Below are 14,417 nucleotides of genomic sequence, written 5' to 3'. Positions count from 1 at the left end.
CTTGGGCTATTTAATTTGCTTGTTAATGAAAGCGAAAACAATAAGCGAATTTAATAAATATTAATTGAAAGAGGGGATTTTAAGTGAGTAATTTAAAAGATGTAAAAGAAGTAGAAGTATTTCATGCAGGTAATGTTAGCGTAGATGAATTGCCTTGGATTCCATATTTTGGAGATGCGAAATTTAAATTGCTAAAAGCCAACCCTGTTACAGGACAGACGGTTACGTTATTAAGTGTTCCTGCGAAAATGCAGCTTCCGGCCCATTTCCATCCTGGAACAGTCATTGTTTATACCGTCCAAGGGACTTGGAGATATCTCGAGGAGCCTTGGATCTCCAAACCTGGTGACATGGTTTATGAGCCTGCAGGCTCCAAACATACGCCGATAGCAGTAGGGGATGAAGATGTTATCACCTTCAATATTGTAGAAGGAACATTAGACTATTTGGGTGAAGAAGGAGAAATTGTTGCCAGAGACAATTGGGAAACATTCCTGAGAAGATACTATGAACATTGCGCGGCTGAAGCAATTGAACCTATTGATGTGACTAAATTTTGATAGTTGGATTTATAAAAAAAGGAGAAGCCCGGCGTCCACATGACGAAGAGGCTTCTCCTTTTCTAGGTTTTTTCTTTAAATATTAATAATAATAATTTATACATTAATATTTTTAATTTTATTTAATTAAAACTTATAAGTATAATCATTAACATAATAATATTTAAAAATTTCCAATATTCTGATTTAACAGATAATGCTGTTAGGAGGAATAATGATAATGACAGCAGAGACGGTTTTGATTACTGGTGCTACAAAAGGGATTGGATATGAATTCACAAAAGTTTTTGCAGAGCAATGTTACAACTTGGTATTAGTTGCCAGAGATTCGGTGTTGTTGGACCAACAAGCCGAGAGTTTAAAAAAGGATTATGGCGTGCAAGTGAATACTTTTGCCGGCGATTTGAGCAGTTATACAACGGTAGAGGGCTTGTATCGATACTTGAAAAGCGAAGGAATCGACATTGATATTTTGATTAATAATGCTGGAGCTGGCGGATTAGGGTTGATGACGGAATTGGATATTCAAAAAGAAATGGAATACCTGCAGCTCAACATGATCTCTCTCTCGTATTTGACTAGACTTATTGCGGATGACATGGTGAAACGAAAGCAAGGTAAAATTTTAAACGTGGCTTCAACAGCAGCCTTTCAGCCAACCCCACGGATGTCGATGTATGGGGCCAGCAAATCTTACGTCTTATTCTTTACGGAAGCAATTGCGGAAGAACTTAAAGGAACCGGAGTTCAAGCTTCTGTATTATGTCCCCCTTCAACCAAAACGCCGCTTACGCAAGGGTTGGCTTCAACAAGAACAAAAATTTTCATTAAGAACTTAATAGAACCTCAAGTTGTTGCCAAGTGCGGATATGAAGGGTTAATGAAGAATAAAACTGTGATCATTCCAGGCTTTAAAAATAAACTCATGGCTAAATCTGTGGGATTGCTGCCAAGGAAATGGGTAACCATCTATTCCCGGAAGCTTATCGAACAAAAAGTGTAAACAACATTAAAGCTCTATCCTAGAAAGGGTTGGAGTTTTAAAAAGTATTATCTTTAGACTTACGATGGCAAATGGCTTACAAAGTTTTTCAAAAGTTATCATGTTTGGAATAATAAAATCAAAAAAGGGGGCTAATAATGAATTTTTTATTATCTAAGGAACATCAGATGATGCAAAAAATGGTGAGAGAGTTTGCTCTAAACGAATGTGAACCTACTGCTGCTCAACGTGATGAAGAGGAATACTTTGATATCAAGATTTGGCACAAGATGGCGGAACTTGGTTTATGCGGCATTCCTTGGCCAGAAGAGTACGGCGGTGCAGGTGCCGATTACTTGAGTTATGTGATTGCGGTGGAGGAATTGTCTCGGGTGGACGCTTCAATTGGGACCGCACTTTCCGCACATACATCGTTAGCAGGATGGCCGGTTTACAAGTTTGGAACGGAACATCAAAAGCAAAAATATTTACGGGCAATGGCAGAAGGAAAAAACATGGGTGCCTATTGCTTGACGGAATCTGGATCCGGATCAGATGCGAGTGGAATGAGAACAACAGCGATTCTAGACGGAGATGAATGGGTCTTGAATGGATCGAAGATCTTTATCACCAACGGGGGCTATGCCGACACTTATATCGTTTTCGCACAGACCAACTCGGCACTAAAGCATAAAGGCATTTCTGCGTTTATTGTGGAAAAGGGCTTCACAGGTTTCTCGGTAGGAAAGAAGGAAAAAAAGCTAGGCATTCGATCTTCCGCCACGACAGAGGTCATTTTTGAGGACTGCCGCATTCCAAAGGACAATCTTTTGGGCCAAGTGGGTGAAGGGTTCCAGATTGCCATGATGACTCTCGACGGCGGTCGGAACGGAATCGCTTCCCAAGCTGTTGGAATCGCTCAAGGAGCATTTGATAATGCTGTCGCATTTGCAAAGGATCGCGTCCAATTTGGAAAACCGATTAGCTCACTTCAGGCTATTCAATTCAAACTAGCCGATATGGCCACAAAAATCGAAGCTGCCCGTTTATTGACATATCAGGCGGCATGGCGTGAGGATCAAGGAGTTCCTTACGGACTTCACTCTGCCATGTCCAAACTATTTGCTGGAGACACCGCCATGGAAGTAGCGGTGGAGGCTGTTCAAGTATTCGGCGGATATGGATACACAAGGGAATACCCAGTAGAACGATATATGAGAGATGCTAAAATCACCCAGATCTATGAAGGGACACAAGAGATTCAGCGTCTTGTTATTGCCGGAAATCTGCTTAAAACATAGAAAAAACTCAACATTAACGAAATCAGGAATGGTAATCAATTAAAAACCGGCGAATGGGCTTGCAAACGTGAAAGATTTACTTGTGCGCGAGTTAGAGCCTTACAGCGTGACAGTGGGAAAAGGAAAAATAAAAGAATTGATGATTGCAATAGGGGGCTGATAACCCATTTTTCTACAGCTTGGAGTCAGTAAAGGGTTCTGGTTATGATGGTATTCCTGTTCCGCTCACTTTCTTTTTAAAATCATTATTACCATGGCGGTTATGGCTTTCAAGAGAAAATGGAGGTTTGTTGGCAAAGAGGTAGAGAAAAGGGGCTGATAATGTGGGTGAAGTACAGACGAAAAACAGTGAAGGTGACATAAAAGTCTCTGGAATTTTTGAAGCGGTTTTGATGAAGCGATTTTGTAAATCCAATCTAATAGCTCGTTGCCGACCCGAATTGATGGAACACAACCGCTTCAGGAATTGGCGGATTTGCAGGTGCTGAATAATGAGATTATTCACTTCAAATCGGACAGAAGGGAAAAGTCGTAAACCCTGATTTGTACATTGCTTGCGGAATTTCAGGTGCCACTCAGCATTTAGCCGGGGTGTCTTACTCTAAAGTTGTTGCTTTAACAAAGATCCCGAAGCCCTATCTTTCAAGTAGTAGACTGGGGTATTGGGGGATTTATTTGAGGTGATCCAGCTTCTAACGAAAGAAATTAAAAAAGTACTAGTAAACTCTTAAACAGATCCGGAATAAAACATGTATTACTCCTGATTAATAAGTGCATCACTTCTCAATAATAAATCTACTATCAAATGGAGTGATTGATAGACAATAATAAACTTTTGGAAAGGAAATTGGATATGTTTAAAAAGGTTCTTATTGCTAATCGAGGAGAAATTGCTGTCCGTGTCATTAGGGCGTGTAAGGAAATGGGGATATCTACGGTCGCTGTATATTCTGAAGCAGATCGTGAAGCTTTGCATGTACGTCTAGCAGATGAAGCCTATTGCATTGGACCACACCTTTCATCCAAGAGCTACTTGAATATGACAAATTTGTTAATGGTTGCTCAAGTATCACTTGCAGATGCTATCCATCCTGGCTACGGATTTTTAGCAGAAAGTGCGGAGTTTGCCAATATATGTATTGAAAACGATATCATTTTTATTGGACCATCACCTGAGGCAATCAGTAAGATGGGGGCGAAAGCGGTGGCGAGAGAAACGATGGAAGCCGCTGGCGTACCAATTGTTCCAGGTACGGATGGGATTATTGAAGATATTGAGGAAGCTGAGTTTATAGCAAGAAGTATCGGGTATCCCGTTATTGTTAAAGCCACTGCTGGTGGTGGTGGAAAAGGGATGCGGGTCGCTGAATGCGAGGAAGAATTAAAAAAAGCAATTTCAATGGCACAGCAAGAAGCAGCTACTGCTTTTGGTAATGCAGGTGTTTATTTAGAAAAGTACATTGAAGAGCCTCGACACATCGAAATCCAAATTATGGGTGATTCCTTTGGCAATGTCGTGCATTTAGGTGAACGTGATTGCTCAATCCAGAGGCGCCATCAAAAGCTAATTGAAGAAGCCCCATCCCTTGCACTTGATGAAGAACTAAGAACGAAAATGGGAGAGGCGGCATTAAAAGCCGCGAAGGCCGTACAATATTCAGGTGCAGGGACGATTGAATTTTTACTAGATAAACATAAAAACTTTTACTTTATGGAAATGAATACCCGTATTCAAGTTGAACACCCAGTTACAGAACTTATAACAGGAGTAGACTTAATCAAAGAACAATTGCTAGTTGCCTCAGGTCATAAGCTATCTGTCAAACAAGAAGATATTCATATAAATGGTTGGGCCATCGAATGCCGGATTAATGCCGAAAATCCTGATAAAAACTTTATGCCATCCCCTGGGAAAATTCGATTATACCTACCTCCAGGTGGATTTGGAATCCGAGTCGATAGCGCAGTTTATCCAGAATATACGATCTCACCATTTTATGATTCGATGATTGCCAAATTAATCGTACATGGAAAGAATCGGGAAGAAGCAATTGCAAGGATGAAGCGAGCCTTAAGCGAGTTCGTCATTGAAGGAATTGATACAACAATCGCTTTCCACCTTCGCTTATTAGAACATCGGGATTTTAAAGCTGGTAATTTTAACACGAAATTTTTAGAGATGAATGATTTAACGGTTCAACTAAGTAACTAGTGGTGATTTGAAGTATTCAGTTGCACTAGATTATTTAGTAAAGAGAAGAGGTAATGGTGGAAAAACAATTTATGGGAATTGTTGATGAGAATGACCGGATAAGCGGGACTGAGAAATCTGAAATGAGTAAGAAAAAATAACAGAAAATAAATTATAGAAGGAGTTTTTATTATGTTTAAAATGAATGACATTAAAGAATTAATTCGGGCAGTGGACCGTTCTTCAATTGGAGAATTAACGATTAAAGGTGAAAATGAGCAGCAAATATCGATTAGTAAACAAATGAATGTCGGACAAGTAGCGCTTATCGAAGAAACACAAGTCCCAGCGACTATTCCTGTTGCACCTGTGAAAGTGGAAGCCGCCCCCATTCAAAAGCAGGAAGGAATACAAACACCATCGACAACTACTGAGGAAACATCGGTTCATAAAATTACTTCCCCAATGGTGGGAACATTTTATGCGGCTCCATCACCTGATTCTGATGTCTATGTACGAGTGGGAGATCAAATAAAGGAAGACACAGTACTATGTATCGTGGAAGCCATGAAGCTTATGAATGAGCTGGAAGCGGAAGTTAGTGGTGAAATTGTTGAAATCTTTGTAGAAAGCGGCCAGGTTGTTGAATATGGTCAGCCCTTGTTCCTCGTAAAAACAGCATAAGCAATAAAATTTAAACATGATAGGAGAGGACTCACAGCATGGATATGTTCGATAAAATCGAGATCATGGAAGAGCGACGGGAAAAAGTGAAGCTGGGGGGCGGTTATACACGGATTGATGCCCAGCATGAACGCGGGAAGCTTACTGCTAGAGAACGTATCGAAATATTAGTGGATGAAGGAACATTTGTTGAAATAAACCCATTCATAGAAAATCGCGGCCTTGAATATGGATCAAGTGAGGCTCCTGGAGAAGGGGTTGTTACAGGATACGGTAAGGTTGGTGGGTGCATCATTTTCCTTTTTGCTCAAGATTTTACTGTTTTCGGTGGAGCACTTGGCGAAATGCATGCGACGAAGATTGCCAAAATCATGGATTTAGCAGCAGAAAATGGAGCACCTATAGTCGGGTTAAATGACTCAGGTGGAGCACGAATTCAAGAAGGTGTTTTATCACTAGACGGATATGGACACATTTTCTATCGAAACTCCATTTATTCAGGCGTAATCCCACAAATATCCGTGATTATGGGACCCTGTGCCGGGGGGGCTGTTTATTCTCCTGCGATTACAGATTTCGTTTTCATGGTAGAAAAAACAAGTCAAATGTTTATTACAGGTCCAAAGGTAATTGAGTCGGTAACGGGAGCAAAAATTAATAGTGAGGATCTAGGTGGCGCGTCCGTTCATTCCACAATAAGTGGAAATGCCCATTTTACTGGACCAACAGAAGAAGATGTATTAAACCAAGTCAGGAGATTAATTGGCTACTTCCCATCAAACTATGAAGAAAAGCCACCTTACAAAGAGCCAGTAAATAAAATTCCTTTAGATGAAAGAATCGATGAACTACTTGATGTTGTCCCGATTGATGGAACGAAGGTTTATGACGTGCGTAAGGTGATTCATTTAATTGTCGATGATCAAAATTTCATGGAAGTTCAGCCGAAATTCGCTAAAAACATTGTCGTTGGCTTTGGCCGTATAAACGGCGATACAGTCGGTATTATCGCAAATAATCCGAAGATGATGGCTGGTGGGCTTGATATTGATTCATCTGACAAATGTGCTCGCTTTATCCGATTCTGTGATTGCTTTAAGATTCCGCTAATTACATTTGAAGACGTGAGTGGGTTTATCCCAGGAATTCAACAAGAGCATGGCGGGATAATCCGGCATGGAGCGAAAATTTTATATGCCTATTCGGAAGCTATTGTTCCCAAAATTACCGTGATTCTTCGAAAAGCATATGGTGGGGCTTACGTTGCCTTAAACAGTAAAGCAATCGGGGCAGACTTAGTATTTGCTTGGCCTAATGCAGAAATTGCGGTTATGGGACCAGCTGGAGCGGCCAATATCATTTTTGCAAAAGAGATTAGTGAAAGTATAGATCCGGAGGCCTTTAGGCAAGAAAAAATAAATGAATATCGCGAACGCTTTGCCAATCCTTACGTCGCATCAGCAAATGGCATTGTTGATGATGTAATTGACCCGAGGGATACGAGAAAAAGTATCGCTAGTGCATTGGAAATGCTAAAAAACAAGAAGAAAGCATTACCTAAGAAAAGGCATGGAAATATCCCTTTATAAATCTTTTCTTTAATAGGTTATGAACTACCTATATTAATAGAAGAAAAACGTGTAAAGACGACAAATGAAAATAACGCCTACCGTTAAATGGTTTAGAAGGGAGAGAGCGATAGCATGGTGATTGATGCTTACCGCAACTTAAAATGGATAAAAAATTAGTGGACCAATTTTCAGAATTTGAGATCCCAAGTTATGAACAGTGGCGTGACCTAACAGAAAAATCTTTAAAAGGAGCTTCTTTTGAAAAAAGACTCATTACAGAAACATATGAAGGAATTTTACTTCAGCCGGTGTATCGAAAGGAGGATGCCGCCAATCTTCCCTTTCTGCAGTCTTTGCCAGATATGGCTCCTTTTACTCGTGGCACTAAAACGCTTATAGATGGATGGGAAATCAATCAGGAAATCAATGTAGGAATTCCCACTTTTTTTAATAAAGTAGCACGGCATGACCTTAGCAAGGGTCAAACCTCATTAAATATTGTCCTTGATACACCAACGAAACGAGGAATAAATGCGAGTGAAGCTACTTCAGAAGTAGGGAAAGCAGGACTATCGATTTCAGGGGTAACCGATATAGCCGATGCACTAAAAGATATTGACTTTGGAAATGTGCCTATTCACATAGGTGCTGGGGCAAATTCATTGCCAATCCTTGCTTTGATTATCGCTCATCTAGAACAGTCCGGTCGACAAGTGGAGGAATTACATGGGTGTATAGGAATGGATCCAGTCGTAGAACTGGTGAAAAATGGAACATTGGCTTACGAGTTGGAAGAATGTTATACATTGATGGCCGACATAACAAAATGGGCAAATGAGAATACCCCCCATTTACAAACAGTTATAATTCATGGAAATGTCTATCATGACGGTGGAAGCAGTGCGGTTGAAGAATTAGCTTTTTCATTATCAACAGGTGTCGAATATTTACAAGCATTAACTTCCCAAGGAATTGATATAAATAAAGCCGCCAGCAGTATCCGTTTTTCGTTCTCAATCGGCTCCGCTTATTTTATGGAAATTGCCAAACTTCGGGCCGCAAGAACTCTTTGGGCCAGAATTGTAGAAACGTTCGGTGGGAATGAAGAAGCCCAGAAGATGACGATGCATGCACGAACATCAGCATGGACAAAAACTGTTTTTGATCCCTATGTGAATATGCTGCGTGCTACAACAGAAGCATTTTCTGCAGCAGTCGGTGGAGCTGACAGCATTCATGTTAGTTGCTTTGATGAAGCGATTCAAAAGTCCACCGCTTTTTCGCGACGAATTGCACGGAATGCCTCCATTATTTTAAAAGAAGAAGCCCATATTGCGAGGACAATCGATCCAGCCGGTGGCTCTTGGTACGTAGAAGTACTGACAAATGAGGTGGCCAAAAAGGCATGGGAACTTTTCCAGGAAACAGAGCGAAAAGGTGGGATTATCCAGACATTAATAAAAGAATTCCCACAAAATGTGGTTCAACAAACAGCTTCAAAGCGAGTGAGGAACATCGCTCACCGAAAAGATATTTTCGTTGGCACCAATATGTATGTGAATTTGGCAGAAAAAGAGGTAGATTGGATAGCGTTAAATGAAGCGCCACAAATTAATGATCATATTAATCAAGTATTTGGCCGAGCACATATATCGGTAGGAAGTTTATCCGAAAGCTCAAATAAAACAGAGACCGCGATCCAAGCAGCAAAACAAGGTGCATCGTTAGGTGAAATAGCCAAAGCAACAGGTAGGAAGTCAGAAGCTGTGGTTTGTGTTAAAGCAATCAAGCCAACCAGAGGTGCACTTCAGTTTGAAGAACTTCGTCAATCCATTGATGAAATGGCACAGAAAACTGGAAAACGACCGATTATATTTCTAGCAAACTTAGGACCTATTTCAGATCATAAAGTGCGAGCAGATTTTGCTGCAGGATTTTTTGAAGTAGGTGGTTTCGATGTTATTCAAAACAATGGATTTGGTTCTATAAAAGAAGCAGCCGAGGCAGTCGTTGCGTCCATGGCTGATTTTGTAATCATTTGTGGAAAAGATGAAGACTATCAACAAGCTGCCATTCCACTTGCAATGTCTATTAAAAAAACAGATGCACAAATAACCGTATTATTAGCAGGAAAGCCTAGCGAAGTAGATGAAGTCAGTTTTAAAGAGGCTGGAATAACTGAATTTGTTCATGTTGGCTCCAATTGCTATGACATTTTAAGTCAACTTCTACAGAAGAAAGGAGTGGCTGTTTCATGACAAAACCAGATTTTACCCAAGTAGCATATACAGATGAAATAGAAGGAGAATTTAGCGAGTGGAGTAAACATGCCGAGAAACTTTCTGGTATGCATTTTGATAATTTGGCTTTTCCGACGTATGAAAAAATTGATGTTAAACCTCTTTACACAAATATGGACACAATAGGAATGAATCATTTGGATTATATGGCAGGGATCGCACCATTCTTTCGAGGTCCCTACCTAGCTATGTATAAATCACAACCTTGGACGGTTCGTCAATATGCTGGCTTTTCTACGGCAGAAGAAAGTAATGCGTTTTACCGCAGAAACTTAGCTGCAGGACAAAAAGGGCTTTCGATCGCCTTTGATTTAGCTACACATCGTGGGTATGATTCGGATCATCCTAGAGTCGTTGGCGATGTGGGTAAAGCCGGCGTTGCCGTTGATTCCATACTAGAAATGAAGATTTTGTTTGATGGAATTCCATTAGACCAAATGTCTGTTTCAATGACGATGAACGGAGCTGTCCTGCCAATCATGGCTTTTTACATCGTGGCAGCTGAAGAACAAGGAGTACCCCAAGAGAAGCTTTCTGGAACAATACAAAATGATATATTAAAAGAATATATGGTTCGTAATACGTACATTTATCCTCCAGAACCGTCTATGAAAATTATAGCAGATATCTTTGAATACACATCCAAGTATATGCCGAAATTTAATTCAATTAGCATCTCCGGTTATCATATGCAAGAAGCGGGAGCTACGGCCGATATAGAGTTGGGCTATACCCTTGCAGATGGATTAGAGTATGTCAAAACGGGTTTAAAAGCAGGGATTGATATTGATCGATTTGCTCCACGTCTTTCCTTCTTCTGGGCAATCGGAATGAATTACTATATGGAAGTGGCTAAAATGCGCGCAGCTCGTTTAATTTGGGCGAAGCTAATGAAAAGGTTTTACCCGAAAAATGAAAAGTCGTTAGCACTTCGAACCCATTCGCAAACATCTGGATGGAGCTTAACAGAGCAAGACCCATTCAATAATGTTTCGCGTACATGTATTGAAGCGATGGCTGCTGTTCTTGGTCATACACAATCCCTTCATACGAACGCACTGGATGAGGCGATTGCCTTACCGACCGATTTTTCTGCCCGAATAGCTCGAAATACCCAATTATACCTTCAGGATGAAACGGGGATAACCAACGTATTAGACCCATGGGGCGGCTCCTATTATGTGGAGTCACTTACGGCTGAATTACTTGAAAAAGCCTGGGAACATATTGAAGAAATCGAAGCACTTGGCGGAATGGCAAAAGCCATAGAAACGGGCCTGCCAAAGATGAGAATTGAAGAAGCGGCTGCTAGAAGACAAGCGCATATTGATTCTGGTAAAGAATCGATCATTGGAGTGAATAAATACCGTTTAGAAAAAGAGGATCCGCTTGAGATATTAGATATTGATAATACTGCTGTCCGTGAAGCGCAAATTCGCCGCTTAGAGCAGCTCCGGGCAGAAAGAGATAAAGCAAAGGTAGAAGCAGCACTTCAAGCGATCACAAAAGCCGCTGAAACTGGAGATGGAAACCTTTTAGAGCTAGCGGTAAATGCAGCTCGCGCTAGAGCGAGCCTGGGCGAAATTTCAAATGCATACGAACAAGTGGTAGGGAGACATAAAGCAGTAATTCGTACGATTAGCGGAGTGTACAGTGCAGAGTTTGGGGAAGAGGAACAAGTGAAAATTGCCCGTGAAATGTCCGATCAATTTGAAGAGAATGAAGGCCGACGCCCTCGAATTATGATTGCCAAGATGGGCCAGGACGGACATGACCGTGGAGCTAAAGTGATTTCGACTGCATTTGCAGACCTTGGTTTTGATGTTGATATTGGTCCCTTATTCCAAACCCCAAAGGAGGCAGCCTTACAGGCCGTGGAAAATGATGTGCATGTTCTAGGGATGAGCTCTCTTGCTGCTGGTCATAAAACATTACTTCCTCAAGTCGTGGAAGAGCTGAAGCGTTTTGGCCGTGAAGATATCGCCGTCGTGATTGGCGGTGTTATTCCTGCTCAAGATTACAGTTACTTATTAGAAAAAGGAGCAGTTGCCATATTTGGACCAGGAACGATTATCCCGACTGCCGCGCAACAGGTGATAGAAGAATTAAATCGTCGCCTCGGATTGGATACTTAAATGACAGAAAAAGAAAGCATTCAATCCAAACAACTCTTACCGTCAAGACGAATCCACCTTACGGTTGATGATTATGTGCAGGGTGTGATGAATGGAAATCGTACAATTATTGCTCAAGCGATCACCTTAGTTGAAAGTAATTTACCTAAACACATGGAAATGGCACAAAAAGTGCTGAAAGAACTGATTCCATATACAGGGAAATCAATTCGAATCGGCTTTACAGGCGTTCCTGGGGCTGGTAAGAGCACGTTAATTGAATCCTTTGGTATAACGCTCTGTGAGCAAAATCACCGTGTAGCGGTTTTAGCCGTTGACCCAACTAGCAGTGTATTTAGAGGAAGTATTCTAGGTGACAAAACAAGAATGGAACATCTTTCTCGCCACCCACATGCATATGTTCGACCGTCACCGTCAAGCGGGACTTTAGGAGGGGTCACCAGAAAAAGCCGTGAAACCCTTCTAATTTGTGAGGCAGCAGGGTATGACGTAATAATCGTCGAAACCGTCGGAGTCGGCCAAAGTGAAATTACCGTCCGGTCCATGGTGGATTTTTTCCTAGTTATTATGCTGACTGGTGCAGGGGATGAGCTACAAGGAATGAAAAAAGGGGTGATGGAATTAGCTGATGCTATTTTCATTAATAAAGCGGATGGCGAAAACAAACAAGCTGCCATGAATGCAAAGGTGGAATACAATCGCCTCCTTCATTTCTTACAGCCAATTACCAAGGGTTGGGAAACCAAAGCATTTACTGTGTCTGCCTTAACAGGGGAAGGCGTATCTCAGATTTGGAAGGTCATTCAGAAATATAAACAAGTTACCAGTAGGAATGGATTCTTTGGAATAAGAAGAAAAGAACAAATGATTGACTGGGTTCATTCTATGATAGAAGACCAATTAAAGGCGAGATTTTATGGTAATCCATCGATGAAAAAAAACATGACTAAAATGGAAGGATTGCTTATTAACGGCCATACTTCTCCCACACTCGCAGTCCAACAATTATTCAACATTTATGATGAAAATGGCTAGGAAAAAGAAGGAATGGGTACGCAAACAATTGTACTCCTGCAACATTTATTTTGACGTTAATGTTAATTGACGGAACATTTAAAATACAATATACCGTTGATTAATATGATGTCCCTAATAACGGTATAAAATTAGAAGGTAAAATGAAGTAATGGAAAAGATGTTTTCCGTCCATCAAATCGAATCAAACAACTTTCAATAAAGGAGAATGAATATATGAGTCATGTTTATATTTTAGGTGGAGCCAGGACGCCATTCGGGAGTTTTGGAGGGGTTTTAAAGGATGTTTCTGCCATTGATCTTGGAGTTATCGCAAGTAAGGGAGCCATTGAAAAAAGTAATATTTCAGTTGAAGAGGTTGAGCATGTTTTTGCAGGGAATGTGATACATACTTCGAAAAATGCCTCCTATCTATCTAGGCATATTGCTTTGAAAGCTGGGATTCCAATTGAGAGCCCCGCTTTAACTCTCAATCGATTATGCGGTTCTGGATTGCAAGCGGTCGTATCGGCAGCTCAGTCGATCATTTTAAAGGATGCTGAAGTCGCCCTAGCCCTAGGAACCGAAAATATGAGCCAATCTCCGCACGTATTACGAGATGTGCGCTTTGGTACGGGTATACAGTCTCCACAAATGGACGACATGCTTTGGGCGACTTTAAGCGATGAATATATAGGGCGTGGGATGGGAGCAACAGCGGAAACTCTTGCTGAAAAATATGAACTGACCCGAGACGATCAAGATAGTTTGGCTGTCCAATCACATCAAAAATCAGCAAAGGCCCAACTGACGGGGCGATTTCAACAAGAGATTTCCCCTGTCACGATATTCACCAAAAAAGGAAAGGAAATAACCATTTTTGAAGATGAGCATATTCGCCATAATGCTTCAATTGAAGCCTTAGCGAAACTGAAACCAGCCTTTAAAAAGGATGGGACCGTAACGGCAGGTAATGCCAGTGGTATTAATGATGGGGCAGCTGCCTTAATACTTGGAAGTGAATCCTTGCTTCAAACTAATCTCAATGTGAAGCCATTGGCAAGAATCATATCCTGGGGGATTGTGGGGGTAGACCCAAATATTATGGGCATTGGGCCAGTTCCTGCTAGTCAATTAGCTTTACGGAAAGCAGGACTCAATATTGAAGATATCGATTTGTTTGAAATCAATGAAGCATTCTCTGCCCAGTATCTTGCAGTAGAGAGAGAGCTTGGATTGAAACGGGAAAAAGTTAATGTCAATGGTGGAGCAATCGCATTAGGTCATCCAGTCGGGGCTAGTGGAGCTAGAATTATATATTCATTGGCCCTAGAGTTAAGGAATCGAGGAAAGAGGTATGGACTAGCCTCCCTCTGTATTGGAGGAGGACAAGGAATCTCAGTAATCATTGAGGCTCTATGAACATTACGACAAAAGCGCTATAAAAACTTACAAACTTGCTGGCGGTACATTTTTTATTCTTGTTTAACCACTTACAGTTCAATCAAAAGTAATAAATGCGGAATGAACTAATAGCCTAAAACTAGTTGTAAAAATAATGTAAGTCTAAATCATGAAATTTGAATATTGAACTAAAGGACCATCTGAGATGGTCCTTTAATCGTGTAGGCATACTATTATTCAAAGGATCCTGTTGCAAATATGACCTGTTAGAAATA

The 14,417-nt window shown here is 40.9% G+C and carries 11 protein-coding genes and 1 pseudogene; 11 read left to right on the top strand and 1 reads right to left on the bottom strand.

Annotation, left to right across the window (positions count from 1 at the left end):
* Nucleotides 1-83 precede the first annotated feature (83 nt).
* The 3 genes from A6755_RS16790 to A6755_RS16780 all read left to right on the top strand — a co-directional run bounded on the left by A6755_RS16790 (nucleotide 84) and on the right by A6755_RS16780 (nucleotide 2,843).
* Nucleotides 84-560 carry a 2,4'-dihydroxyacetophenone dioxygenase family protein gene (locus A6755_RS16790; protein WP_057276021.1) on the top strand — a complete coding sequence of 159 codons (477 nt, stop codon included), beginning with the start codon at nucleotides 84-86 and terminating at the stop codon, nucleotides 558-560.
* Nucleotides 561-780: 220 nt separating this feature from the next.
* The gene (locus A6755_RS16785) at nucleotides 781-1,563 is read left to right on the top strand and encodes an SDR family NAD(P)-dependent oxidoreductase (RefSeq protein WP_063591392.1); all 783 of its coding nucleotides are present in this window, start codon (nucleotides 781-783) and stop codon (nucleotides 1,561-1,563) included.
* Between the two features lie 137 nt (nucleotides 1,564-1,700).
* Nucleotides 1,701-2,843, top strand: coding sequence for an acyl-CoA dehydrogenase (locus A6755_RS16780; RefSeq protein ID WP_063591391.1), 1,143 nt, complete (start codon nucleotides 1,701-1,703; stop codon nucleotides 2,841-2,843).
* A 202-nt stretch (nucleotides 2,844-3,045) separates the two neighbouring features.
* Here A6755_RS16780 and A6755_RS27130 read toward each other — a convergent pair whose 3' ends face one another.
* The gene (locus A6755_RS27130) at nucleotides 3,046-3,258 is read right to left on the bottom strand and encodes a hypothetical protein (protein ID WP_174878731.1); all 213 of its coding nucleotides are present in this window, start codon (nucleotides 3,256-3,258) and stop codon (nucleotides 3,046-3,048) included.
* A gap of 80 nt (nucleotides 3,259-3,338) precedes the next feature.
* Between A6755_RS27130 and A6755_RS26195 the strand changes: the two are divergent.
* The 8 genes and pseudogenes from A6755_RS26195 to A6755_RS16745 all read left to right on the top strand — a co-directional run.
* Nucleotides 3,339-3,574: pseudogene (locus A6755_RS26195) on the top strand (FAD-binding protein); the annotation flags it as partial.
* 122 nt (nucleotides 3,575-3,696) lie between these two features.
* Nucleotides 3,697-5,055: an acetyl-CoA carboxylase biotin carboxylase subunit gene (gene accC, locus A6755_RS16775; RefSeq protein WP_063591390.1), complete on the top strand. Its 1,359-nt coding sequence runs from the start codon at nucleotides 3,697-3,699 to the stop codon at nucleotides 5,053-5,055.
* A gap of 171 nt (nucleotides 5,056-5,226) precedes the next feature.
* A complete protein-coding gene (gene accB / locus A6755_RS16770) occupies nucleotides 5,227-5,718 on the top strand; it encodes an acetyl-CoA carboxylase biotin carboxyl carrier protein (protein WP_063591389.1) in 492 nt (163 codons plus the stop codon).
* 38 nt (nucleotides 5,719-5,756) lie between these two features.
* Nucleotides 5,757-7,307: an acyl-CoA carboxylase subunit beta gene (locus tag A6755_RS16765; RefSeq protein WP_063591388.1), complete on the top strand. Its 1,551-nt coding sequence runs from the start codon at nucleotides 5,757-5,759 to the stop codon at nucleotides 7,305-7,307.
* Nucleotides 7,308-7,450: 143 nt separating this feature from the next.
* Nucleotides 7,451-9,547, top strand: coding sequence for a methylmalonyl-CoA mutase family protein (locus A6755_RS16760; protein ID WP_063591387.1), 2,097 nt, complete (start codon nucleotides 7,451-7,453; stop codon nucleotides 9,545-9,547).
* Nucleotides 9,544-11,724: a methylmalonyl-CoA mutase gene (scpA, locus tag A6755_RS16755; RefSeq protein WP_063591386.1), complete on the top strand. Its 2,181-nt coding sequence runs from the start codon at nucleotides 9,544-9,546 to the stop codon at nucleotides 11,722-11,724. The genes A6755_RS16760 and scpA overlap by 4 nt, the downstream gene beginning before the upstream one ends.
* Nucleotides 11,725-12,759: a methylmalonyl Co-A mutase-associated GTPase MeaB gene (gene meaB / locus A6755_RS16750; protein ID WP_063591385.1), complete on the top strand. Its 1,035-nt coding sequence runs from the start codon at nucleotides 11,725-11,727 to the stop codon at nucleotides 12,757-12,759.
* A gap of 216 nt (nucleotides 12,760-12,975) precedes the next feature.
* A complete protein-coding gene (locus A6755_RS16745) occupies nucleotides 12,976-14,160 on the top strand; it encodes an acetyl-CoA C-acetyltransferase (RefSeq protein WP_063591384.1) in 1,185 nt (394 codons plus the stop codon).
* Nucleotides 14,161-14,417 lie beyond the last annotated feature (257 nt).

Origin of the sequence: Peribacillus frigoritolerans (assembly GCF_001636405.1) — a bacterium.
Classification (GTDB): Bacteria; Bacillota; Bacilli; order Bacillales; family DSM-1321; genus Peribacillus; species Peribacillus frigoritolerans.
The sequence above is the reverse complement of the archived record's forward strand: the minus strand, read 5'-3'. Positions and strand labels throughout refer to the sequence as shown.